Annotated in this window: 24 protein-coding genes and 1 pseudogene; 17 read left to right on the top strand and 8 right to left on the bottom strand. The window is 65.1% G+C overall.

Annotation, left to right across the window (positions count from 1 at the left end):
* Window positions 1–14: 14 nt before the first annotated feature.
* The 6 genes from ccmA (at window position 15) to WDM24_RS01145 (ending at window position 3,668) form a co-directional block, all read left to right on the top strand.
* Window positions 15–617, top strand: a complete 603-nt coding sequence (gene ccmA / locus WDM24_RS01170) for a heme ABC exporter ATP-binding protein CcmA (protein WP_338830128.1) — start codon at window positions 15–17, stop codon at window positions 615–617.
* 265 nt (window positions 618–882) lie between these two features.
* A complete protein-coding gene (ccmB, locus tag WDM24_RS01165) occupies window positions 883–1,551 on the top strand; it encodes a heme exporter protein CcmB (RefSeq protein WP_338830127.1) in 669 nt (222 codons plus the stop codon).
* A gap of 75 nt (window positions 1,552–1,626) precedes the next feature.
* Complete coding sequence (locus WDM24_RS01160; RefSeq protein WP_166300580.1) at window positions 1,627–2,358, top strand: heme ABC transporter permease; 732 nt, start codon at window positions 1,627–1,629, stop codon at window positions 2,356–2,358.
* A gap of 4 nt (window positions 2,359–2,362) precedes the next feature.
* A complete protein-coding gene (gene ccmD / locus WDM24_RS01155) occupies window positions 2,363–2,542 on the top strand; it encodes a heme exporter protein CcmD (RefSeq protein WP_166300578.1) in 180 nt (59 codons plus the stop codon).
* Complete coding sequence (locus WDM24_RS01150) at window positions 2,539–3,132, top strand: DsbE family thiol:disulfide interchange protein (RefSeq protein ID WP_338693607.1); 594 nt, start codon at window positions 2,539–2,541, stop codon at window positions 3,130–3,132. The genes ccmD and WDM24_RS01150 overlap by 4 nt, the downstream gene beginning before the upstream one ends.
* A gap of 161 nt (window positions 3,133–3,293) precedes the next feature.
* Entirely contained in the window at window positions 3,294–3,668 is a 375-nt protein-coding gene (locus WDM24_RS01145) for a helix-hairpin-helix domain-containing protein (protein WP_338693609.1), read from the top strand.
* A 67-nt stretch (window positions 3,669–3,735) separates the two neighbouring features.
* On the opposite strand, the gene WDM24_RS01140 is transcribed toward WDM24_RS01145, so the two are convergent.
* Both WDM24_RS01140 and ftsY read right to left on the bottom strand, forming a co-directional pair.
* Entirely contained in the window at window positions 3,736–4,335 is a 600-nt protein-coding gene (locus WDM24_RS01140; protein WP_338693611.1) for a septation protein A, read from the bottom strand.
* A 158-nt stretch (window positions 4,336–4,493) separates the two neighbouring features.
* Complete coding sequence (ftsY, locus tag WDM24_RS01135; protein ID WP_166300572.1) at window positions 4,494–5,438, bottom strand: signal recognition particle-docking protein FtsY; 945 nt, start codon at window positions 5,436–5,438, stop codon at window positions 4,494–4,496.
* A gap of 49 nt (window positions 5,439–5,487) precedes the next feature.
* Here ftsY and WDM24_RS01130 point away from each other — a divergent pair, with 49 nt between their 5' ends.
* Both WDM24_RS01130 and WDM24_RS01125 read left to right on the top strand, forming a co-directional pair.
* Window positions 5,488–6,189, top strand: coding sequence for an RluA family pseudouridine synthase (locus tag WDM24_RS01130; RefSeq protein WP_166300570.1), 702 nt, complete (start codon window positions 5,488–5,490; stop codon window positions 6,187–6,189).
* Between the two features lie 105 nt (window positions 6,190–6,294).
* Complete coding sequence (locus WDM24_RS01125) at window positions 6,295–7,434, top strand: DUF2336 domain-containing protein (RefSeq protein WP_338830126.1); 1,140 nt, start codon at window positions 6,295–6,297, stop codon at window positions 7,432–7,434.
* Between the two features lie 1,518 nt (window positions 7,435–8,952).
* On the opposite strand, the gene WDM24_RS01120 is transcribed toward WDM24_RS01125, so the two are convergent.
* Entirely contained in the window at window positions 8,953–9,873 is a 921-nt protein-coding gene (locus tag WDM24_RS01120; RefSeq protein ID WP_338830125.1) for a complex I NDUFA9 subunit family protein, read from the bottom strand.
* A gap of 123 nt (window positions 9,874–9,996) precedes the next feature.
* Window positions 9,997–10,365: a VOC family protein gene (locus WDM24_RS01115; protein WP_166300565.1), complete on the bottom strand. Its 369-nt coding sequence runs from the start codon at window positions 10,363–10,365 to the stop codon at window positions 9,997–9,999.
* 262 nt (window positions 10,366–10,627) lie between these two features.
* On the opposite strand from WDM24_RS01115, the gene bfr reads away from it, so the two are divergent.
* Window positions 10,628–11,110 carry a bacterioferritin gene (gene bfr, locus WDM24_RS01110; protein WP_338830124.1) on the top strand — a complete coding sequence of 161 codons (483 nt, stop codon included), beginning with the start codon at window positions 10,628–10,630 and terminating at the stop codon, window positions 11,108–11,110.
* 104 nt (window positions 11,111–11,214) lie between these two features.
* On the opposite strand, the gene mtaB is transcribed toward bfr, so the two are convergent.
* Window positions 11,215–12,486: a tRNA (N(6)-L-threonylcarbamoyladenosine(37)-C(2))-methylthiotransferase MtaB gene (mtaB, locus tag WDM24_RS01105; protein WP_338832553.1), complete on the bottom strand. Its 1,272-nt coding sequence runs from the start codon at window positions 12,484–12,486 to the stop codon at window positions 11,215–11,217.
* Window positions 12,487–12,516: 30 nt separating this feature from the next.
* Window positions 12,517–13,389, bottom strand: a complete 873-nt coding sequence (gene dapF, locus WDM24_RS01100; protein ID WP_338830123.1) for a diaminopimelate epimerase — start codon at window positions 13,387–13,389, stop codon at window positions 12,517–12,519.
* Between the two features lie 185 nt (window positions 13,390–13,574).
* On the opposite strand from dapF, the gene WDM24_RS01095 reads away from it, so the two are divergent.
* Both WDM24_RS01095 and WDM24_RS01090 read left to right on the top strand, forming a co-directional pair.
* Window positions 13,575–14,285 (top strand): GyrI-like domain-containing protein, encoded by a 711-nt coding sequence (locus WDM24_RS01095; RefSeq protein WP_338693625.1) that lies wholly within the window; start codon window positions 13,575–13,577, stop codon window positions 14,283–14,285.
* Window positions 14,286–14,290: 5 nt separating this feature from the next.
* A complete protein-coding gene (locus tag WDM24_RS01090) occupies window positions 14,291–14,986 on the top strand; it encodes an SIMPL domain-containing protein (RefSeq protein WP_338830121.1) in 696 nt (231 codons plus the stop codon).
* Window positions 14,987–15,128: 142 nt separating this feature from the next.
* Here the strand turns inward: WDM24_RS01090 and WDM24_RS01085 are convergent.
* Window positions 15,129–16,108, bottom strand: a pseudogene (locus WDM24_RS01085) (MBL fold metallo-hydrolase).
* A gap of 537 nt (window positions 16,109–16,645) precedes the next feature.
* On the opposite strand from WDM24_RS01085, the gene ffh reads away from it, so the two are divergent.
* The 3 genes from ffh (at window position 16,646) to rimM (ending at window position 19,150) form a co-directional block, all read left to right on the top strand.
* Window positions 16,646–18,193, top strand: coding sequence for a signal recognition particle protein (gene ffh / locus WDM24_RS01080; protein WP_166300556.1), 1,548 nt, complete (start codon window positions 16,646–16,648; stop codon window positions 18,191–18,193).
* Window positions 18,194–18,278: 85 nt separating this feature from the next.
* The gene (gene rpsP, locus WDM24_RS01075) at window positions 18,279–18,611 is read left to right on the top strand and encodes a 30S ribosomal protein S16 (RefSeq protein ID WP_029081296.1); all 333 of its coding nucleotides are present in this window, start codon (window positions 18,279–18,281) and stop codon (window positions 18,609–18,611) included.
* 17 nt (window positions 18,612–18,628) lie between these two features.
* Complete coding sequence (gene rimM / locus WDM24_RS01070; protein ID WP_338830120.1) at window positions 18,629–19,150, top strand: ribosome maturation factor RimM; 522 nt, start codon at window positions 18,629–18,631, stop codon at window positions 19,148–19,150.
* A 13-nt stretch (window positions 19,151–19,163) separates the two neighbouring features.
* On the opposite strand, the gene gcvA is transcribed toward rimM, so the two are convergent.
* Entirely contained in the window at window positions 19,164–20,075 is a 912-nt protein-coding gene (gcvA, locus tag WDM24_RS01065) for a transcriptional regulator GcvA (RefSeq protein ID WP_165127117.1), read from the bottom strand.
* A gap of 170 nt (window positions 20,076–20,245) precedes the next feature.
* Between gcvA and WDM24_RS01060 the strand changes: the two genes are divergently transcribed.
* The 3 genes from WDM24_RS01060 (at window position 20,246) to WDM24_RS01050 (ending at window position 24,047) form a co-directional block, all read left to right on the top strand.
* Window positions 20,246–21,445, top strand: coding sequence for an MFS transporter (locus tag WDM24_RS01060; protein ID WP_338830119.1), 1,200 nt, complete (start codon window positions 20,246–20,248; stop codon window positions 21,443–21,445).
* A gap of 144 nt (window positions 21,446–21,589) precedes the next feature.
* Window positions 21,590–22,672, top strand: coding sequence for an ISAs1 family transposase (locus WDM24_RS01055; protein WP_338821920.1), 1,083 nt, complete (start codon window positions 21,590–21,592; stop codon window positions 22,670–22,672).
* A gap of 292 nt (window positions 22,673–22,964) precedes the next feature.
* Complete coding sequence (locus tag WDM24_RS01050; protein ID WP_338830118.1) at window positions 22,965–24,047, top strand: zinc-binding alcohol dehydrogenase family protein; 1,083 nt, start codon at window positions 22,965–22,967, stop codon at window positions 24,045–24,047.
* The last annotated feature ends 2 nt before the right edge of the window (window positions 24,048–24,049 follow it).

Genomic DNA, 24,049 nt, shown 5'->3' with positions numbered 1-24,049 from the left:
TGACAAGACGAACCATGCAGCTCTCCGGACGAAATCTGAAATGCGTGCGCGGCGGACGCGAGGTGTTTTCCGGCCTCGATCTGTCGGCCACAGCCGGCGAGGCGCTCGCCATCACCGGTCCCAACGGCGCGGGCAAGACCTCGCTGCTGCGCGTGATCGCCGGGCTGCTGGTTCCCGCCGAGGGTTCGATCGTGCTCGAAGGCGGCGACGCCGAGCTCAGCCTGCCCGAACAGGCCCACTATCTCGGTCACCGCGACGCCCTGAAGCCGGCGCTCAGCGTGGCGGAAAATCTTTCCTTCTGGCGGGATTTCCTCGGTGGCGAGACCCGGGACGCCGGAGGCTGCCTTGCCGCCGTGGCGCTCGACCACGCCGCGCATCTGCCGGCGGCCTACCTCTCCGCCGGCCAGCGCCGCCGCCTGTCGATCGCGCGCCTGCTCTCGGTGCGGCGGCCGGTCTGGCTGTTGGACGAGCCGACATCGGCGCTCGATGCGGCCGGACAGGAGCTGTTCGTCGGCCTGATGCGCGATCACCTCGCCGGCGGCGGCCTGATCGTCGCAGCGACCCATCTGCCGCTCGGCATCGCCGCGCGCGACCTGCGGATGGGAGGCGCGGCATGAGCGCGCGACGCCTCTTGTCACTAAGCACAGGTCTCTCCGTCGCCTCCCCCCTTGCGGGGGAGGGTCAGGGAGAGGGGTGCCACACGACGTGCTCTTTCCGCCTATCCCTAAACGACGCTGGACCGAGATTGCCCGAGCGAGGTGTCTATCAACGATCTCGCCCGGGGCTACCCCTCTCCCCCGCCCTCCCCCGCAAGGGGGGAGGGAGCGCAGCGAGTGCGCGGCACGACGTGGATTCACACGGCGACCACCGCGGAGGCGCGGCATGAGCGCGCTTGCCGCATTGATCCGGCGCGACATCCGCATCGCGCTGCGCGTTGGCGGCGGCGCGCTGATCGGGGTCTTGTTCTTCCTCACCGTCACGGTGCTGATGCCGTTCGCGGTCGGGCCGGACTTGGCGCTGCTGTCACGGCTCGGCCCGGCCATTCTTTGGCTCGGCGCGCTGCTGGCGAGCCTGCTCACCCTCGACCGGTTGTTCACGGCCGATCATGAGGACGGCTCGCTCGACCTCATCGTGATGAGCCGGACGCAGCTGGAACTCGCCTGCGCGGCCAAGGCGCTGGCGCATTGGATCGCCGCCGGCCTGCCGCTGATCATCGCGACGCCGGTGCTCGGCCTGCTGCTCAATCTCGACGGCACGGCGACACTTGCGGTGGCGGCGACCCTGCTGGCGGGAACACCGGCGCTGACCTTCACCGGCATGATCGGCGCGGCATTGGCGGTGACGCTGCATCGCGGCGGCCTGCTGCTCGCGGTGCTGGTGCTGCCGCTGTCGATCCCGGTGCTGATCTTCGGTGTTGCGGCCTCCCAGGCCGCGATATCGGGGGCGCTGCCCTTTGGAACACCGTTCTCGATCCTCTGCGCGCTGTCACTTGCCAGCTTGGTGATCGGCCCGTTTGCCGCCGCCGCGAGCCTGCGGCATGGGCTGGACTGAAATGAGCCGGATCAAATCTCGACGAGAGCAGTACGGCCAATTGCCTGCGGCACATCGGACGACTATCAGGGTGCCATGACGCTGACCGACCTCGCCAACCCGACCAAGTTCCTGGCGCTGACCGCGCGGATCCTGCCATGGCTCGTGGGCCTGACCGCGATCCTGCTCGCGATCGGGCTCTACGGGTCGGCCATGGCACCCGATGACTATCAGCAGGGCGCCACGGTGAAGATCATGTTCATCCACGTGCCGAATGCGTGGCTGTCGATGTTCGTCTGGGGCGTCATGAGCGTGGCCGCGCTCGGCACGCTGGTGTGGCGGCATCCGCTGGCCGACGTCGCGGCAAAGGCCGCTGCTCCGATCGGCGCCGCCTTCACCTTCCTCGCGCTGGTCACCGGCTCGCTATGGGGCCGGCCGATGTGGGGCACCTACTGGGAATGGGATGCCCGCCTGACCTCGGTGCTGATCCTGTTCCTGATGTATCTCGGCCTGATGGCGCTGTGGCGTGCGGTCGAGGACCCGTCGCGCGCGGCGCGGGCGGCAGCCGTCCTGACCCTGGTCGGCGCGATCAACATCCCGATCATCAAATTCTCGGTCGACTGGTGGAACACGCTGCACCAGCCGGCCTCGGTATTTCGCGCGGGCGGACCGACGCTCGACAAGGCGTTCCTGTGGCCGCTCCTGGTGATGGCGATCGCGTTTTCGCTGCTCTTCATCACGCTGCATCTGGCGGCGATGCGCAACGAGATCCTGCGCCGGCGCGTGCGCAGCTTGCAGATGATGCAAGCTAATCAACGGGCGGCGTGACACGATGTCGCTTGGTCCCTACGCCTCCTTCATCGTGACGTCCTATGCGCTGGTCGCGGCGGTCGTACTGCTTTTGATCGTCTGGATCAGCGCCGATTATCGCCTGCAGCAGGCCCGCCTCAGGGAGATCGAGGCCAGCGGCGTCACGCGCCGCTCCGGCCGCAGCGCGGCGGACATCCGATGAGCGAGCAGGCGACAAACGGCCCGCCGCAAACCCGCCGCCTGCTGGTGGTGCTGCCGCTCATCTTTTTCCTCGGGCTCGCGGGGCTGTTCCTGCTGCGGCTCTATGGGGGGGATCCCTCGAAGATCCCGTCGGCACTGATCGGACGGCCCGCGCCGCAGACGGCCCTGCCCGCGCTCGACGGCCTAGTGCGGGACGGCGCGGCCGTGCCAGGTCTCGATCCCGCCGCCTTCAAGGGCAAGGTCAGCATCGTCAATGTCTGGGCGTCGTGGTGCGTGCCCTGTCATGATGAAGCGCCGCTGCTGACCGAGCTCGGCAAGGACAAGCGCTTCCAGATCATCGGCATCAACTACAAGGACTCGCCGGAGAATGCGCGGCGCTTCCTCGGCCGCTACGGCAATCCGTTCGGCATCGTCGGCGTCGACGGCAACGGCCGCGCCTCGATCGAATGGGGCGTCTATGGTGTGCCCGAGACCTTCGTGGTCGGACGCGAAGGCACGATCGTCTACAAGCTGGTCGGTCCGGTGACGCCTGACAACGTCAACACCGTGCTCAAGGCCGAGATCGAGAAGGCGCTGCGCGCGAACAAATAATCGCGTCGTCATTCGGTGGATGCGCGAACAGATTGCGCGCGAAAAGCTGCGACAAAATAATTCGACACGTTTATCTGCGGTTCATTTCGCGGCCATGGCAACGCCATGAACGCAGCCCCAACTCACTGGCGTTGACATCAACGTTCCTCTGGAGGGGACATATGCGCAAGACCACGCTCGCTTCACTGCTCGCCACCGCGCTCACGCTCGGCATGATGACGGCCACGCCGTCGTTCGCTCAAACCCCGCAGCCGGCCGCGCCCGCCGCAAAGTCCGAGACCAGGATGGCTCCCGCGCCAAAGGCGGCCGCCCCCGAATTGAAGACGACGGGCATGGCGAAGGACGACCTGCTCGACATCAACAGCGCCAGCACCGACCAGCTCGACGCGCTGCCCGGCGTCGGCAAGGCCTACTCGGCCGCGATCATCAAGGGCCGCCCCTACAAGGGCAAGGATGAACTGGTGCAGAAGAACATCCTGCCGCAGGCGACCTACGACAAGATCAAGGACAAGATCATCGCCAAGCAGAAGAGCTGATTTCTGAGGAGCTGATCTCTAAGGCCTCGGACGCAGCGCGGCGCAATCGCCCGCGCTGCGTTCGGAGTTACTTCCGCAGATCGCCCGCGTCCGCTTCGCTGGTCTCCAGCGAGACCGGCTCCAGATGATAGCGCTTGGTCAGCGGCATCTGCGCGATGGCGAATATCATGGTCAGCGGCGTGACGCCGAACACCTTGAAATTCACCCAGAAATCGGTGGTCTGCGTCCGCCAGACGATCTCGTTGAGGATTGCCATGCCCGCGAAGAACAGCGCCCAGCGCATGGTGAGGATGCGCCAGCCCTGCGGCGTCAGATTGAACATCTGGTCGAACATCACGGCGATGAAGGAACGCCCGAACAGCAGCCCGCCGCCGAGCACGGCCGCAAACAGGCCGTAGATGATGGTCGGCTTGACCTTGATGAAGGTCTCGTCGTGCAGCACCAGTGTCAGGGTGCCGAACACCAGCACGACCGCGCCGGTCACCAGCGCCATGATCGGCACGTGTTTGGTCACCACATAGGACGCGATCATCGCCGCGACAATCGCCACCATGAACGCGCCGGTTGCGACGAACAGATGGTACTTGGCGTTCGCGACAAAGAACACGAGCAGCGGCCCGAGTTCGGTCGCGAGCTTGAACAGCGGATGTGGTTGGGTCTTGTCCATCAATTCAGTCCATTGAACTCGTGTCTTGGCCATCCTTCGAGACGGCGCTCCGCGCCTCCTCAGGATGACGACCTTTCGTATCCCACCGTCATCCCCGCACAACGGCTTTGCCGTTGTTGCTGGAGGAACGCGCACTTGCGCGCGTCTCGAAGGATGAATTACTCGATTCCAGCAATTGCCTTGGCAAAATCCTTCGCCGTGAAGGGGGCAAGATCCTCGACGCCTTCGCCGACGCCGATGAAATGCACCGGCAGCTTGTGCTTCTCCGACAGCGCGACAAGGATGCCGCCGCGCGCGGTGCCGTCGAGCTTGGTCATCACGAGGCCGGTGACGCCTGCCGTACGATGAAACGCCTCGACCTGCGACAGCGCATTTTGTCCCACCGTGGCGTCGAGCACGAGCAACACGGCGTGCGGCGCCGACGCATCGACCTTCTTGATGACGCGCACGACCTTTTCGAGCTCGTTCATCAGCTCGGACTTGTTCTGCAGCCGGCCGGCGGTGTCGATCAGCAGCACGTCGCGCTGCTGCTCTTTCGCCGCAGTCAGCGCGCTGAAGGCGAGGCTTGCCGAATCCGAGCCCTGGGCGCCGGCGATGACCGGCGACTTGGTGCGCTCGCCCCAGACCTTGAGCTGCTCGATCGCCGCGGCGCGGAACGTGTCGCCGGCCGCGAGCATGACCTTGCGGCCCTCGGCGGAAAATTTCGCGGCGAGCTTGCCGATCGTCGTGGTCTTGCCGGAGCCGTTGACGCCGACGACCAGGACGACGAATGGCTTCTTCCCGGCATCGATCTCGAGCGGCCTGGCCACCGGTGCCAGCACCTTCTCGACCTCGGTCGCGACAACCGCCTTGACCTCATCGGCCGAGATCGCCTTGTCGTAGCGGCCCTTGCCGACCGCCTCCGCGATCCGCACCGAGACCTCGGTGCCGAGATCGGCGCGCAGCAGCACATCCTCGATGTCATCGAGCATGGCGCGATCGAGCTTGCGCTTGGTGACGAGATCGGCGACCGCCGTCCCCAGCGCACCGGAGGTGCGCTTCAGGCCGCCTTTCAGGCGCTGCCACCAGCTCTGTTTTGGAGTTCCCGCAGTGGTATCGTTCATGGCGCGGACGTGTTAGCCGTTTCGGCCCATAAACGAAAGTCTCGACGAATTGATTGATGTTCCCCAATTGACCGCGGAAGAAATCTTGGGCCGCGTGCTCCACCGCGACGGACTGATGCTGGTGATCGACAAGCCGGCGGGCCTGCCGGTGCATCGCGGCCCCAAGGGCGGGGCCAATCTGGAGGCCTCGTTCGACGCGCTGCGGTTCGGCCTGCCGCGGCCGCCGGTGCTGGCACATCGGCTGGACAAGGACACCTCCGGCTGCCTCGTGCTGGGACGCCACCGCAAGGCGACCGCCTCGCTCGGGCTGTTGTTCAAGCACGGCAAGATCGCGAAGACCTACTGGACCGTGGTCGAGGGCGGGCCCGCCGAGGACGAAGGCACCATCGACATGCCGCTCGGCCGGCTCAACGCCGAGCGCGGCTGGTGGCAGAAGCCGGATCCGGACGGGCAGAAGGCGATCACCAACTGGAAGGTGCTGGGACGCGGTCAGGGCCTCGCCTGGCTCGCGATGGAGCCGGTCACCGGCCGCACCCATCAGCTGCGGGTGCATTCAGCGGCGATGGGCTGGCCGATCGTCGGCGACAACATCTACGGCAACGGCCCGCGCTTCGGCGAGCCGATCCTGCACCTGCACTCCCGCGAAATCGGCATCCCGATCTCGCGCAACAAGGAGCCGGTGCATGTCGTCGCGCCCGCGCCGGACCACATGCACGAGCGGCTCAAGAGCTGCGGCTGGAACGGGCAGTGACCTCCGTGATTTTACGGACAAGTATCCTTTACGGAACATTCAGGCCCATCCGGTAGTCCTGCAGGCGGCTTAGAAAAAGCGCGCCACCACGGCTCAGGACGAGCAATGCTGAATGCTGGGCAAGGGATTGTCGACGAGGTCGAGGCCGCGATACGCGCCGGCTCCGCCGAAAAATGCATAGAAGCGGCGAAGCGCGTCACCGGCCTTTTCCTCGCCTCCGCCGGCAGCTTCAACAGCGAACAGGTCGAGCTGTTCGACAATGTGCTCGAGCGTCTGGTGAAGACCATCGAGTTGCGGGCGCTTGCCGACATCAGCGCCCGGATGGCGCTCACCGACATCAGCGAGCAGCTCGCACCGGTCACCCAGGCACCGCCCGCGATCATTCGCCGTCTCGCGAGCAATGACGAGATCAGGATCGCCCGGCCGATCCTGCAGGAATCGTCGCGTCTCAACACGGAAGATCTGGTCGAGATCGCGAAGACCAAGAGCGAGCTGCATCTGCTCGCGGTCGCCGGCCGCTGGTGGCTGAAGGAAGTCGTCACCGACGCGCTGTTGGCCCGTCGCTTCGCGAGCGTCAGTCACCGCCTGGTCAGCAATCCCGGCGCCAAGGTGTCGGCGGACGGGTTCGCAATCATTCTCGCGCAGGCCGAGCACGACCCGGTGCTTGCGGTCCAGACCGGTATCCGCGCGGATCTGCCCCCGGAGCTCCGTGTTCAGCTGCTGCACGATGCAACGGAAGAGGTGCGCAGCCGTTTGCTGCAACGCGCGCCCTCGCATCTGTTCGAGGAGATCCGCCACGCGATCGCCGCGGTCGCCGCCGGCGTCGAGCGCGAGATGTCGCGGGCCCGGGACTTCACCGCAGCCAAGCGTCACGTCGCAAGGCTGAAGGATTCCGGCGAGCTCAACGAGGCCGCCCTGCTCGGCTTCGCCAGGCAGCGAATGTATGAAGAAACCATCGCTGCCCTGGCGGAGCTTGCGCAGGCCAGCATCGAGGTGATCCGCCCCCTGATGCAAAGCCTCCGCAGCGAGGGTCTGCTGGTGCCCTGCCGGGCCGCGGGGTTGAGCTGGGAGACGACGGCCGCGGTGATGGAATGCCGCTATTCGACCGGATCGATGGGGCCGGTCGAGCTCGCCAACGCGAAGAGCCAGTTCACGCGAATAACGCACGCCAACGCCGACCGCATGCTGCGGTTCTGGCAGGTCCGCGCATCGCAGCCGCCAAAGCCCGGCGAACGCAGCCGTTGACATTCTCGCGCACAGCGCCGGGACTGATTCAGATTCGACCTGTCAAACAGCGAATTCAGTGTCATCACCCGCGCATGCGGGTGATCCAGTATTCCAGAGACGCCCGTTGTTGAGCCGAGAGGCCGCGGCGTACTGGATCGCCCGGTCGAGCCGGGCGATGACAGCGCGGGTGCCACACACACGATCGTCGTCCTGGCGAAAGCCAGGACCCATAGCCACCGCATTTGACGATCAACGGGATCGTCGCTCCCAGCGTCGCGCAACAATTATGATTTGGGGTAATGGATCCTGGCTTTCGCCAGGACAACACCGAATTTGTTGCACGGTCTGTGAGTGATACTTCCGCATTCTCGCGACATGATTTGCCCGAGCTTTGCATTTCTTTCCGCCCTCCCTCGAACAGGGGGCGCAGGGAAAGCCGGGTGCCGATCGCACCCATGGGCCCTGTGCAATGGGTAGAAAGCACGGGGGTAGGACCACAGGTGTAACCGGGAACATCCCGGCTTTCCCTGCGCGATGGTTTTACGGCTTACTTCGTGCTCTCCCCGGCGAGACTGGGCTTGTTTGTCACCGCCTCGCGAAGATGCTTCGCATCTCGCGGGGGACACCGGCCACTAGGGCGTCAGGACCACACGACTTCACCGTCCGCGTCACGCGCACTCGTCAGTTGCTCAATCGGCGTCCACCGCATCTCGACCCGACACTCGTGACGATCGCGAAGCGCCCCTCAAGCGGGTGAGATGGGTCTATTGAACATCTGAGTTGGGTGAAACGCGAAGCGGAATTTTGCCCGTCGGGTTAATTTGTCGCAGGCTTTGACTGCCATTCCGGGCTCGCCGCAGGCGAGAACTACGATGCGCAATTGCGCATCGGAGAATCAATTTCATCACCTACAGTGCACAGGCACGCACGCTTCTGGCTTCTGTTGGCAGCTTTGTGGATCACTCTCACCGGCACCTTGCTCGTTTGGTTCACGCTGATCCACGCACCAAGCGGGAGGTACGCCTTCGGAGGAGTGCTGCTGGACAGGAAAGTCGCGAGTCCGTACTTGCTTGTGACTGCTGTAACACTCTCTCTTGCGGCGGGCGCCATTATCGCTCGCCGAAGGCGCTTGCTTCGGCAAACTCCGCCGCCAATGTCGGGAAACTAGCCGCAAGTCTTTTCAGGAGGTGTGTGGATCGGTCTGAGGCATGCTGTCATTTTGCTGGGAACCGTCGCGATACGAAGTTCATGCGCGGAAGCTCGCCGGACTCGGCCGTCATCGACGGCTTTTGACCCATCGCGTCATTTCGCGGCGACGCCGCACTACAGTCGCTTTCGGACTGAAGCGGATACAGAGCCACGCTCACCAATCCGGATTTAGAGGTACGCGTCCAAGGTCAGTCGACCCCGAACTACCTGCAGCTGCCGACGGCGCACAGCCATATTGCCGCCGTCGAACGGCGGATACGCCATCGCGTCCTGTAACAGTAGCGCGCGAACCCGCCATCTGAAGCGGATTTAACCGATGAGCCCTCTTCATCCGCACTTTGACAGCATCTTCTGGAGTATTGCCTCAACCGGCTGCGGCGAAATCCCAAGTTCGACAAGGCCAGGCATCTCCGGCGACGACACGGTATCGATCTGCATCAGCTCCACCTGATTGCGCGTGAGAATAGGGTCCGGGAGTATTTCGGAAGCCCATGCCAGGGCGTGCCAAACGGCGAGCGGGATCGGGACCAGGATGGGCGCAAGGCCAGCCTGACGCGCGACGATTCCGACCAATTCTTCGTAGGAATAAGCGCGAGGGCCGCCACACTCGAAGATCGTCGGTTGCGTCTCGGCTCGCTGGATGATCCGGACAGTCGCCTCAGCCACATCTTCCACATAGGCCGGCTGCAGTTTCATCGAGCCGCGGCCGAACATCGGATAGATCGGCAGCCGGCGGAGAAGGTTGAAGATGGTCGTAAGAAACGCATCGTCCGGTCCGAACATGACGGCGGGCCGGATGATATGTGCGCCGGCAAACGTAGCCCTGACCACCAGTTCACCTTCGCCGCGCGCTCGGATGTACCGCGATTGAGACGCGGCATCGGCGCCGATGCCTGACAAGTGAACGAGTCTTTTGACTCCGGCCCCGTGCGCTTGGGCCGCTACCCGTTGGGCGGACTCGACATGAACGGAATGAAACGTCTCACGTCCGTGCTCGACGTAAAGGCTGACGGTGTTGACAGCGGCGTAAGCGCCGGCAAGCGCATTTGCGACAGACCGTTCGTCGTGAATATCGGCCTGGACGAACAGAAGTTGGGAATCATGCGGGCCAAACTGACTGCGCCCGCGATCTGGATGCCTTGACGCGATCCGGACGGGAAACTCGTGATCGCGCAGATGCTGAACGATGCGGCGGCCGAGAAAACCGGTTCCGCCGAATACGGTGACGGTGCGACCGTTCGTTGCCATCCTTTGATCTTTGCTCGAGAGACCGCGCCATAGTCCGAGCCGAAGCTGACGTCAGGGCGATGGCCGTCTGTCGGAACAATACCCTCTCGCAGCGACGGTTGGAATGCAGGCCGCTTCGATCCGCTATTGGACGGAAGCCGGAAGCAAAGGTCGAGCGAAACTGAGTTCGTGGCCGTCGGGGTCAGCCAGGTGGAAGAAACGCTCACCCCATTCGGCATCGCGGGGCACAGTCGCGGGCTGGTAACCCGCCGCGAGCGCGCGTTCGTAAAGTGCGTCAACATCGGTGACGTAGAAGATGACCCGACCCCACCAGGACCAGCGTCGTTCGGCAGGTTGGTCGGTGAGGTTGAGGTAGCTCAGACCGGCTCGAAAGCTAGTGAACGACGACCATTCGCCGCCATGCAGGACCTCAAATCCCAGGGCTCGGTAGAATCGGACAGCTCGTGGCATGTCATGGGTGCCCAGCGTGAGCGCGCTGATCCCCTCGATCATGGCCAAAACTCCCCTGCTCCATCTCCCTACGCCTTTGAAGTCGCGGCGCAGAGATTAACCTCTCATGTGTGTCGAACGGTGAGCAAGTCAACGCCGAGCGCCCCTTTCCTTGCGTCGCCGCTTACGGCGAGCGGTAGATGCCCCAAACTGCTCGAACCGAAAGCGCTGACGCTCTAAACTCTCCATCGCGTCGGCCAAACATCAAGTCCAGGCGCCCACACAACCAATCGATCCCAGCGGCACCCGCGAAAAGGAGCGGAGCATGAAGGGCGATAAAGGCGTTATCGAATACCTCAACAAAGCGCTGCGACACGAGCTCACCGCGGTGAACCAGTACTGGCTGCACTACCGCCTGCTCGACAATTGGGGCTACAAGGTGCTGGCCAAGGCGTGGCGCAAGGAATCGATTGAAGAGATGCAACATGCAGACAAGCTCATCGAACGCATCATCTTCCTCGATGGATCTCCCAATATGCAGACGCTGGAATCCCTTCATATTGGGAAGACCGTGAAGGCCGTGCTCGATAGCGACTTGCAAGCCGAATCGTCGGCGCACTCCCTCTACGCTGAAGCTGCGAGCCATTGCCATCAGGTCAAAGACTACGTGACACGGGATCTGTTTGAGCAACTCATGCACGATGAGGAAGAGCATATCGATTTTCTGGAAACCCAGATCGAACTCGTCGCGAGGATCGGCCTCGAGCTATATGCCCAGCGTCATATCGGAGAGCTCGACAAGGACTAGAGTGCCAACGACTGCTTTTGGCCCAAAGCCGGCATGAACTCACGTCGGCTCCACGCCCTCCTTCGAAGGCAAGGCGGACATGGCGGTTTTAGGAAGACGACGCGCTAGATAGCTTCGCCGCACGACCCAACGAGGCGCGCACCGTCATGACCCGTCACGGCGAGCCGTCGCACCGTGCCCGGCACATCATCATTGATCGCGACCGGCAGGAAGTGCTCGGTGCGGCCCTGCCTGTTGCTTTCGATCAGCACCTCGCGCGTCGCGCCGATCTCCGCGGCCAGCCGCCGCCGCAGCGCGGCTTCACCGGCCGCGCGCAGCCGCTTGGCGCGCTCTTTGATCGCCCCGCCTGCGACCTGCGGCATCCGCGCGGCCGGCGTGCCCGGGCGTTTCGAATAGGGAAACACGTGCAGGAAGGTGAGATCGCATTGCTCGACCAGATCGAGCGAGCGCGCGAACATCTCCTCGGTCTCGGTCGGGAAGCCCGCGATGATGTCGGCGCCGAGCGCGATATCCGGTCGCAGCCGGCGCAGTTGCGCACAGAAATCGATCGCGTCCTGCCGCGAATGCCGGCGTTTCATCCGCTTGAGGATCATGTCGTCGCCCGACTGCAGCGACAGATGCAGATGCGGCATCAGCCGCGCGTCGTCGGCGATGACATCGAGCAGGTCGCGGTCGGCCTCGATCGAATCGATCGATGAGATGCGCAGCCGCTTCAGCTCGGGCACGTGGCGCAGGATCTGCCGGGTCAACTGGCCGAGCTTCGGCGTGCCCGGGAGATCGGCGCCGTAGCTCGTGAGATCGACGCCGGTCAGCACGATCTCGGCATGACCGCGCTCGACCAGCGTGCGGACCTGGTCAACCACCGCCCCCATCGGCACCGAGCGGGAATTGCCACGGCCATAGGGGATGATGCAGAAGGTGCAGCGATGATCGCAGCCGTTCTGCACCTGTACGAACACCCGCGGCAGGCCGCGCTCGAAACCGTCGAGCAGATGCGGCGCCATCTCCGTCACCGCCATGATGTCGGCGACCGCGACTTTCTCGCTCGCGCCGAGATCGAACGCAGCGCGCGTCGCCTGCCAGGCAGCGCCGCGCATCTTCTCGTCATTGCCGACGACGCGATCGACCTCGGCCATGTCAGCGAACATCGCTGCCTGCGTCTGCGCCGCGCAGCCGGTGACGACGATGCGCGCCGCGGGCCGCTCGCGCTTCAACTTGCGGATCGATTGGCGCGCCTGCGCCACCGCCTCGTTGGTGACGGCGCAGCTGTTGATGACGATGGTCTCAGTGAGCCCCGCCTGCTCGGCCTCGCGGCGAATCACCTCGGATTCGAATGCGTTGAGGCGGCAGCCAAAGGTGACGACATCGACGCCCATGCCCGATCTCATGATCGATCCCACGCCCGGTCAGGCGACGCTGGCGAACAGCGCCGGATCGAAGCGGCCCTCATATTCAAAATCGGCGGTGCCGGTCATGAGCACGTGATCGTCGCGCTCGCGCCATTCGATGCCGAGCTTGCCGCCGGGCAGCGTGATCTCGACGATGCGGTTGGCGCGCTTCAGCCGCGCCGCCGCCACCGCCGTCGCGCAGGCCGCCGAGCCGCAGGCCCTGGTCAGGCCGGCGCCGCGTTCCCAGGTGCGGATCGTGATGTGGTCGCGATCGACGATATGGGCGAGCGTGATGTTGGCGCGCTCCGGGAAGATCGGATGGTTCTCCAGCAGCGGCCCGAAACGCTCGAGGTCGTAGGCATTGACGTCGTCGACCCAGAAGATCGCATGCGGATTGCCCATCGAGACCGCCGAGGGCGAATGCAGCACCGGCTTGTCGATCGGCCCGACCTGCAGCTCGATGTAGCGGGTGTCGCGGAATTCCTCCGCCAGTGGAATGTCCTGCCAGCCGAACTTCGGCGCGCCCATGTCGACGGTGTAGAGATCGGGCGCCGGCCCCTGCCAGCAATTGAGCAGGCCGGCGCGGGTCTGGAACGTTGCCGCGGTCTGGCCGGTCTTCTCGAAAATCCGCCGCACCACGCAGCGCATACCGTTGCCGCAGGCGCCGGCCTCCGAGCCGTCATTGTTGTAGATCGAGATGAATGCTTCGGTGCCGTCGAGCCGCGGCGGCTGCAGCACCATCAGCTGGTCATAGGGAACGCCGGCCGGCGAAGCCACCGCGCGCGCCTCCTCCGCCGAAACCTGTGCCTTGGAATCGCGCAGGTCGACGACGACGATCTCGTTGCCGATGCCGTTCATCTTGGCAAATGCGTGATTGGCGAGCGCGCTCATCGATTTTCCCAAATTCTGCCCGGTTATATGGCGACTGGTGGTCCATTGGCCAGTCGGAATGGCTCCGTGACACATCTGTCATGGGACGAATGCAGAACTTGCGTGTTAGGAATATCGCACCTCGCGGGCCGCGCGCGCTGGGACAGATCGAGCGGCCGTTTGAGGATGGGGATGGAGAATACCGAATGAACCGTATCAGCACGCTCCGCGCGGCCCTGGTCGCGCTGCTGCCCTTGGCCGCGATCGCACTGGCAAGCCCGGCGCCCGCCCAGTCGCCGGCCGCCTCGCCCGCTCCGGCAGCCAGCCCGAGCCCGACCCCCGCCCCGGCGCCCTCGGCCACGCCCGTCCCGCCTCCGGCCGAGACCAAGTCGCCGGCCGACAGCCCCGCCGCATCGCAGACCCCGGCGCCGCCACCGACCGCCCCGGTGCAGACCGCCGATCCGTTCGGCGAACCGTTCACGCTGGAGCCGAAGAAGGTCGTGATGCTGAAGGGCACCGCCAACTGGGATTCGGCCTTCGACGCGCTGATCGAGGCGTTCAAGCAGCTCACCGCGCTGCTCGACAAGGGCGGCATCAAGGCATCGGGCAATCCCATGATCGTCTACACCTCGACCGACGACACCGGCTTCACCTTCATCGCCGAAATCCCGGTCGATCAGGACGTCAAGAACCTCGGCAAGAACATGAGCATGGGCAATTCGCCCGACGGCAAGGCGCTGAAGTTCGTCCATCGCGGTTCCTACGACAACATGGACAACACCTATGAGGCGATCACCAATCACCTCGACGACAAGAAGCTCGAAGCCAAGGACACCTTTATCGAAGAATACATCACCGATCCGCTGAAGACCGCGGAGGACAAGCTGGTGATCAATGTTTACGTGCCCCTGAAGTGAGCCCCATGAAGCTGACCCTGCCCCTTGCCTCCCTTGCCCTTTCGCTGATTGCCGCGCCGGCATTGGCACAGGTGCCGCCGCCGGCGATTTCGGTCACCGGCGAAGCCACCGTCTCGGTGGCGCCGGACCAGGCCGTGATCGATGGCGGCGTGACGACCGATGCGAAGACCGCGCGCGAGGCTGCCGACGCCAACAACACGGCGATGGCGAAGGTGCTTGGCGCGCTGAAGGGCGCGGGCCTCGACGAGAAGGACTACCAGACCTCGCGGCTGTCGCTGCAGCCGAAACATGCGCCCGACCGCGTGTCGGGCCCCCCCACCGTCAGCGGCTACCGCGCCACCAACCGCGTCACCATCAAGGTGCGCGACGTCGCCAAGGTCGCCAGCCTGGTCGACGTGCTGGTCGGCGCCGGCGCCAACGAGATCGGCGGCATCAACTTCGTGGTGTCGCAGGCCTCGAAGGTACTGGACGAGGCGCGCGACAAGGCGATCGCCGACGCGCGCCGCAAGGCGGAAATCTACGCCAAGGCCGCCGGCGTCACGCTCGGCGAACCGATCAGCATTTCCGAGGAGGGCAACGCGCCCGTGCCGATGTACCGCAAGATGGCCGCGCCGATGGCAGCCTCCAGCGCGCCGGTCGCGCAGGGCGAGGAAACCCTGTCCGTGAGCGTCAGCGTGTCCTGGGCGATCAAGGGGAAGTAATAAGTTCCCGTCGTCCCTGCGAAAGCAGGGACCCATAACCACAAATGCGAATTGTGGAGGCAAGCTGGGACCGCAGCATCGCCCAATATTTCGCATTTGTGGTTATGGGTCCCGGGTCGCGCGTCGCTTGCCCGGGACGAGGCTAGATCTCGAACACCTGCCCGGGCTTCAACGTCAAAAACTTCTCGCGCGGCACTTTTGCCGCGTCGAGCGCTTCGCCGAGGGCGGTCGCCGGTGCGTCGATCGCCTCGTCGGTCAACTGGAACGTGCCGTGGTGATGCGCCAGCGCCTGCGCGGCGCCGCAATGGCCAGCGCCTTCACCGCGTCCTCCGGATTCATGTGCTGGTCGCGCATGAACCAGCGCGGCTCATAGGCGCCGATCGGCAGGATCGCGAGCCTTAAGGGTCCATGCGCGTCGGCAACCCTGCGGAAATGCCGCCCGTCGCCATAGCCGGAATCGCAGACGATGTAGAGTTTGCCGGCCGGCGTCTCCAGCACGAAGCTCGCCCACAGCGCCTTGTTGCGATCGAACAGGCCACGCGCCGACCAGTGCCGCGTCGGCACCAGCGTCGCGGCAAGGCCATTGCCGAGTTCGACGCGCTGATGCCAGTCGAACGCCTCGGCTTTGATCGCAGCATCGGATGCGCACATCGTGACGTCGTTGCCGAGCGGCGTGATCACGCGCGGCGCAAACGTCGCCGTGAGCTTCGACAGCGTCGCGACATCGAGATGGTCGTAATGGCCGTGCGACACCAGCACGACGTCGATCTTGGGCAGCTTCTCGAAGGCGATGCCGGGATCGTTGTGCCGCATGGGACCTGCGAAGCTGAACGGTGAGGCGCGCATCGACCACACCGGATCGACCAGGATGTTGAGACCGCCGGCCTGGATCAGCCAGCTCGCATGGCCGACGAAACATAACCGCACCCCACCGCCATCGACGCGCGGCGGCGGCGTATCGGCATAGGGGCTCGGCGCCCATTCCGGCCAGACCGCGCGCTGCCGCCTGCCCCCGAACTGCCAGCGCAACACCTCGCCGAGCGATTTCGGCGGCGAGCCATCCGGATCGAAGAAGTGCAGTCCGTCGAAGTGATCGGAGACGGGGCCGTCATAGGTTTTCATATAGGACATCCAGATCGAGGGCACGCCGATCGCCGCGGCGGCTCCGGTCAAGGTTGCGAGAAGGCGGCGGCGGGTGATGATGGGCAAGCGGGTTCCCAAATAGGAGGCGGGCGCGGCTTATATGGGTGGCATCGACGAATTCGGAACCAACCCGACAAAATGATGTGATTTCAGCGCCTTACTGTCGATGCCGCGCCGATCGCGGCGAAACTTTCCTTGACTTTGCGCCCCCGGCAGCGTTTAACGCCGCTACTTTCTCGGAAAGATCCGTCTTTTCGACCCGCCGACTGGTCCTGGAGACCAGAGGCCAACGCCCGACAGCGCGATGCGCCCTCGGGCGCGAAAGTGTTTGGACCTTCGTCTTGGCAGGTTGCCAAGGCGGACTATGTGGTCATCACCCGCGAAAGCGGGTGATCCAGTATTCCAGAGCAGCTCGGATTGAACCGGGCGGCCGTGGCGTACCGGATACCCCGCTTTCGCGGGGTATGACGAGAAACGGGTGACGCGCGCTTACGAGCGCAACGAAGGACAACGGCATTGTTCGACAATCTGTCGGAACGGCTTGGTGGCATTCTCGATCGTCTGACGGGGCGCGGTGCGCTGACCGAAAAGGACGTCGATGCCGCGATGCGCGAGGTGCGCCGCGCGCTGCTCGAAGCCGACGTCGCGCTCGAGGTCGTCCGCAGCTTCATCGACCGGGTCCGCGAGCAGGCGATCGGCGCCACCGTCGTCAAGTCGGTCACGCCCGGCCAGATGGTGGTGAAGATCGTCCATGACGAGCTCGTCGCCACGCTCGGCTCCGACGGCCAGACCATCGATATCAACTCCGTGCCGCCCGTCCCGATCATGATGGTCGGTCTGCAGGGCTCCGGTAAAACCACCACCACCGCAAAACTCGCGCGGCGCATGGTCCAGCGCGACAAGCGCAAGGTGCTGATGGCCTCGCTCGACGTCTATCGCCCGGCGGCGATGGAGCAGCTCGCGGTGCTCGGCCGCGACCTCGACATTCCGACGCTGCCGATCGTCGCCGGCCAGATGCCGCCACAGATCGCGAAGCGCGCGTTAGAGGCCGGCAAGCTCGGCGGCTATGACGTCGTGTTGCTCGACACCGCCGGCCGCACCACGCTCGACGAAGACATGATGAAGGAGGCGGCCGAGATCAAAGCCGCCGCCAACCCGCATGAAGTGCTGCTGGTCGCGGACTCCCTCACCGGCCAGGACGCGGTTAACCTCGCCCGCGCGTTCGACGAGCGCGTCGGCCTCACCGGCATTGTGCTGACAAGAGTGGATGGCGACGGCCGCGGCGGCGCCGCGCTGTCGATGCGCGCCGTCACCGGCAAGCCGATCAAGCTGCTCGGCACCGGCGAGAAGACCGACGCGCTGGAAGACTTCCATCCGAACCGCATCGCCGGCCGCATCCTCGGCATGGGCGACGTCGTCTCGCTGGTCGAGAAAGCCGCCGCCAATATCGACGCCGAGAAGGCCGCGCGCACCGCCGAGCGCATGCGCAAGGGCCAGTTCGACCTCAACGACATGCGCGAGCAGCTGCAGCAGATGGCGAACATGGGCGGCATCGGCGGCCTGATGGGCATGATGCCCGGCATCGCCAAGATGAAGAACCAGATCGCGGCGGCCGGCATCGACGACAAGATCATCAAGCGTCAGGTCGCGGTCATCGACTCGATGACACGGCAGGAGCGCAAGAATCCGGACATCCTGAAGGCCAGCCGCAAGAAGCGCATCGCGGCCGGCGCCGGCCAGAGCGTCGAGCAGGTCAACAAGCTCCTGAAGATGCACCGGAACATGGCCGACATGATGAAGGCCATGGGAAGCGGCAAGCGCGGCCCGCTCGCCGGCATCGCGCAGGCGATGGGCTTTGGCGGCGGCATGAAGCCGCCCTCGGCCGAGGAGATGAAGGCGCTCGCCGAGAAGATGCAGGGCGGCGCCGGCGGTGGCCTGCCCAATTTGCCGAAGGATTTGCCGGTCGGGCTGCGCGGCGGCCTGCCGAACGTGCCGGGCCTGACCGGGCTTTCCGGCAAGCCGACGCTGCCGGGCCTCGGCGGCTTCCCGGGCAAGAAGAAATGAGGAATTCGTCGCGACGGCTCAAATGCGGCCGGCGCGACGCGGAATGCCAATCAACCGAACACATCGACCTTTGAAGGAGAACTAAATGTCCGTTGTTATCCGCCTCGCTCGCGCAGGCACCAAGAAGCGTCCGGTCTATCACGTCGTCGTCGCCGACTCGCGCTTTCCGCGCGATGGCCGCTTCATCGAGCGTCTCGGCCACTTCAATCCGCTGCTGCCGAAGGACAACGAGGCGCGGCTGAAGCTCGACATGGACAAGGTGAAGGCCTGGCTCGCCAAGGGCGCGCAGCCGTCGGATCGCGTGACCCGCTTCCTCGACGCCGCCGGCGTCGTCAAGCGCACCGCGCGCAACAACCCGGAAAAGGCCGTGCCGCGCAAGGAGCGCAAGGCGCAGGCCGAAGCCGCCGCCAAGGCGTAAGCTGAACGGCTGCTGCGGTGACTGCACCGGTCTGTGTCGCCCGTATCGGCGCTGCGCATGGTGTGCGCGGCGCCGTCCGGCTATGGACCTTCACCGAAGACCCGCTGGCCGTGAAGGATTACGGCCCGCTGATGACCAAGGACGGCACGCGCCAGTTCGAGGTCACGCATGCGCGCGAGGCCAAGGATCATCTGGTGGTGACGCTGAAGGGCGTCGCCTCGCGCGATGATGCCGAACGGCTCAACGGCCTCGAGCTCTACATTCCGCGCGAGCGGCTGCCGGAAACCGACGACGGTGAATACTACCACACCGACCTGATCGGGCTCGCCGCGGTGACGACATCAGAGCAGCCGCTCGGCAAGGTGATCGCGATCCATAATTTCGGCGCCGGCGACATCATCGAGATCGCCCCGCCGCAGGGCGCGACGATGCTGCTGCCTTTCACCAACGCCGTGGTGCCGACGGTCGATCTCGCCGGCGGCCGCGTCGTGATCGAGCCGCCGCAGGAAATCGACGACGACGATCCGTCGGCGGCTTGATCGAGAGACATTTTCAGCCCGTCATCCGGCCTTGCTGCTCGAGCCAGTCGCAGAACACTGCGCTGTGCGGATCGTTGCTGCGGCCCGCCGGAAAATACGCGAAGTAGCTGCGCGCCGGCAGGCTGATCGCCGGAAACGGCGTCACCAGACGCCCGGCGGCGAGATCGTCCGCAATCAGCGCCGTCGGTCCCATCGCAACGCCGAGACCATCGAGCGCTGCCTGGATCGTCAGATAGAAATGATCGAAGGTCAGCGAAGCCGCCGGCTCCAGCGCGGATTGCCCGGCCTCGGTGAGCCAGTCGCGCCACAGCCGCGGCATCGACGTGACGTGCAGCAGCGTATGCCGGGAGAGATCTGCGATCTCATGCAGCGGCAATTGCGCTGATAGCGCCGGACTGCACACCGGCAGCCGCCGCTCCGACACCAGGAAGCGCGACGAAAAGCCGTGGAAGGTGTCGGGGCCACCGCGGATCACGACGTCGAATGGTTCGGGCAGCGCATCCACCGGATCGTTCGATGTGGCGAGACGCACCTCGATATCAGGATGCTCGGCGCGAAACCGGCTCATCCGCGGCAACAGCCAGCGCAGGCTGAAGGTCGCGAGCGCGTTGACGCGCAGCACCGCGACAGCCGCATCGCCGCGTCGCTCGCGATGCTGCTGCACGGCTGCGGAAATCCGGTCGAGCGCGGGCGCGAATTCCGCCAGCAAGGCCGCACCCGCCGGCGTCAGCACCACGCGGCGGACCGAGCGCCGGAACAGCGCCGGCGCGCCCAGCCATTCCTCGAGCAGCCGGATCTGCTGACTGACCGCGCCATGGGTCACGCTGAGCTCGGCGGCCGCTTCCTTGAAGCTGCCGAGGCGCGCGGCGGCCTCGAAGGCGCGGACCGCATTGAGCGGCGGCAGGCTGCGGCGCGGGACGAACATGACCCTCAATACCAGATTTTCTAACGCATGATCCTATTATTACTGATTTGTGACAGCGGCCGATCGGGCGCATGTTGCGTAGCAAAATGCTCACATATCTTCGTTTTTTGAGACTTCGCTCCAATGCACCCCCGTCCTATCTTTAGATTTTCTTGCTCTGGATCGCGACAATGAGCGCATCCGCGGAAATCGACGCATCCCGTCCCGACCACGCCCGGGCGACGCGCACGTTGACGGTGACCGGGCTCAACCACGCCCTCCATGACGGCTACACCGACCTGATCTACGTGCTGCTGCCGGTCTGGCAGGCCGAATTCGCGCTGAGCTACGGGCTGCTGGCGCTGCTGCGCGGGCTCTATGCCGGCGCCATGGCTGGCTTGCAGATTCCGGTCGGACGGATCGCCGAGCGAATCGACGGCAAGGTCATCCTGATCGCGGGCACGGCACTGTCGGCGCTGGGCTATGTGTTTGCCGGATTCTCCGGCGGCGTCATCGGACTTGGTCTTGCGCTCGCACTCTCCGGCGCGGGCTCGAGCACGCAGCATCCGATCGCATCGGCCGCGGTGTCGCGCGCCTATGGTTCGGCAGCACGCGGGCCGCTCGGCATCTACAATTTCTCCGGCGATCTCGGCAAGGCGGCGATCCCGGCACTGACCTCGGTTCTGCTCGTGATCATGTCGTGGCGGCACACGCTGCTCGTGCTCGCCTTGGCCGGCCTGCTCGTCGCGATCTGCATCGCGCTCTGGATGCCCTTGGTCGGCAAGGGCGCCGAGCGCAAGGCGGCCGCAGCGTCACGCCACGCAAGCGCCGGCGGCGGCTTCTCCTGGCTGCTCGCGATCGGAATCCTCGACACCGCGGTCAGGATGGGGTTTCTCACCTTCCTGCCGTTCCTGTTGCGCGACAAGGGCGCCGCGCTGCCGACCAACGGCCTCGCGCTGGCGCTGGTCTTCATCGGCGGCGCGGCGGGAAAATTCACCTGCGGCTGGCTCGGCGAACGCGTCGGCACGCTGCGCACCGTGCTGATCACCGAAGGCGGCACGGCGGCGCTGATCGCGGCGGTGCTGATGCTGCCGCTGGCGCCGACCATGATGCTGCTGCCGCTGCTCGGCGTGATGCTCAACGGCACCTCATCCGTGCTCTATGGCACGGTGCCCGAACTCACGCCGGCACATCAAACCGAACGCGCGTTCGCGCTGTTCTACACCGGGACCATCGGATCGGGCGCGATCGCGCCGGTGCTCTACGGTCTGCTCGGTGACGCGCTCGGCCCGACGCTCGCAACCGCAGCTACCGCGATCACGGCGCTGGCGATCTGTCCGCTCACCATCGCGCTGGCGCGGCATCTTCGCGACGAACCAACGACGGCGTGACGCATAACGCGCTTAAGCCCGGGCTACCGTCTGTCTTCTCCTTCCCCCTGAAAGTAGGGGAATCGCATATGGCTCAGGAGGGGTGTTGCCAAGCGGTTGGAACTGGATTCTTTGGGGGTCTCTCGATTGTCGAGGGAGACCCAAATGCGCAAACTCAGGCGCCTGTTTCGACCGCTCAAGGATCCACGCGCCGGCAACACGCGACACGATTTGTTGGAGATCCTCGTCATTGCCTTGGCGGCGACGCTGGCCGGCGCCAAGACCTGCACCGAGTTCGAGTTCTTCGGCAAAGGCCGAGAGCAGCTGTTGCGGAAGTTCCTGGAGCTTGGACACGGTATTCCTAGCCACGACACGTTCAGCAACGTCTTCCGCGTGCTGGACCCGAAGGGTCTGGAAGCGGTTTTGCGTAAGTTCAGCAAGAGCTTCGGCGTCAAGGGCGTGGTCAGCATCGACGGCAAGGCGTTGCGCGGAGCCTTCACGCGTGGCCGGCGGGCTACGCCGCTACATATGGTCAACGTCTGGGCGGCAGGCACGCGCATGGCGTTGGCGCAGAGAAAGGCTCCCAATCGCAACGAGATTGCCGGCGCTCTCGAAGTCCTCGCCCTGCTCGATCTGGATGGTGCTCTTGTCACCGCCGACGCCTTGCATTGCCGGCCCGACACGGCGCAGGCCATCCGCGATCGGAAGGGCCACTATGTATTGGCCATCAAGAGTAATCGCGGCCGGCTCTTCAAAGCCGTCAAGGCGCTGCTCGATACGGCCCGGAAGCCAGCGCGGGCGAGCCAGCGAAGGACATCGGCCCACGGCCGCATCGAGCGCCGGCAGGCCATCGTCGTGCCGGCCCCAGACTTGGCAAAGCAATACAGCTTCCCTGCTATCGCTGTCGTCGGTCGCATCGATAGTTGGCGCGCCAAGGCCGGCAAGACAGCCAAACACACGGCCCGATACTTTCTGGCCTCACGCCGGTTGTCGGCCAAGAAGCTGCTCGAGGCCGTCCGCGCCCACTGGGGTATCGAGAACAACTTGCATTGGGTTCTCGACGTTCTGTTCGACGAAGACGCCTGCCGTAGCCGCAAGGGCCATGCCGCCGAAAATCTTGCCGCCATCCGAAAGCTGGCACTTAACGCTCTACAAGCCACGCCAGGTCCCACGCGCACCAGCCACAAAATGCTCCAGGCCAGATGGAATAACGACTTCCTTCTCTCCGTCCTCGCCCATATGCGATAGCCCTACCCCTGAAAGGGGGAAGGTCGGGATGGGGGTCAGCCGCGGGCGACGGTGCAAGCTGACAGAGCTGATCCCCACCCGCTCTGCTCTTGCGAGCAAAGCGACCTCCCCTTTTCAAGGGGAGGTTGGAGCTATCGCCCGGATGGAGCCAACGGGTCGCGCGAACGCGCGCCCGATGACAGGCTCCGCGCAATCTGGGCCGTCTTCCGAGGAGAGTCGTTGCTTGCGTGATTCCCGGATTGCGCTTCGCTCCATCCGGGCTACCTAAGCAATGGTCTCACGGAGCATCCCAATGACAACTACGCACAAGGCCTGGCGGTTGCACGCCCACAATGATCTTCGCTTCGAGGATGTCGCAACGCCCAGCCCCGCGCCCGATGGCGTCGTGGTGCGGATCGAAGCCGGCATGGTGCTGTCGTATACCAACAGGCTGCTGTCGGGCGCACTGCCCTACAGCCTGCCGCCGATGCCGTTCGTGCCGGGTACCAACGCGATCGCGCGTGTCGTCGCCACCGGCGAGAACGTCACGCACGTTGCGAGCGGCGACCGCGTGTTCCTGAGCCCGCATCTGCGCGGCGACGTGCCGGATCGCGATCCGCCGCAGATCCTGATCGGGCTGACTGCGACGGTGACGACACCGGAGGCGCTGGCGCTGCAGGCACGCTGGCGCGACGGCGTGTTCGCCGAGATCGCGCACTGGCCGGCTGCCTGCGTCACGCCGCTTGCCAATCTCGACGACAGACCGGCGACCGAGCTGATCGGATTGGCAAAACTGATCGTGCCGTTCGGCGGATTGCAGCGCACCGGCCTGCGCGGCGGGCAGACCATCATCGTCAACGGTGCGACCGGCTATTTCGGCTCGGGCGGCGTGATGCTAGCGGTCGCGATGGGCGCGGGCCGCGTCGTCGCGGTCGGACGCAAAGAGGCCGCGCTCGAGCAGTTGCGCGACGCCTTCGGCCCGCGCGTCATCCCCGCTGTCGTCACCGGCGATGCCGCAGGCGATCTTTCGATCATCCGCCGCGCCGCCGGCGGCAGCGCCGATGTCGCGCTTGATTTGCTCGGCGCCGCCAGGAGCACCTCGACCACGCTGTCCTCTCTGCGTGCGCTGAAGCGCGGCGGCCGGATGGTGCTGATGGGCAGCGCCGAGGTGCCGCTCGAACTCTCGTTCCGCGAGATGCTCGCCAACGACTGGGAGGTGGTGGGGCAGTTCATGTATGACCGCACCGCGCCGGGCCAGCTCGCCGGCCTCGCCGCCGAAGGCCTGCTGGATCTCGGCAGGATCAACGTCGCGACCTTTGGGCTTGCCGACTTCCGCCGCGCGGTCGACGCCGCCGCCATGATGCAGAGCCTCGACCTCACGGCCGTGGTGCCGTAACC

Source organism: Bradyrhizobium sp. 27S5 (assembly GCF_037217225.1).
GTDB classification, from domain to species: Bacteria; Pseudomonadota; Alphaproteobacteria; order Rhizobiales; family Xanthobacteraceae; genus Bradyrhizobium; species Bradyrhizobium septentrionale.
The sequence above is the reverse complement of the archived record's forward strand: the minus strand, read 5'-3'. Positions and strand labels throughout refer to the sequence as shown.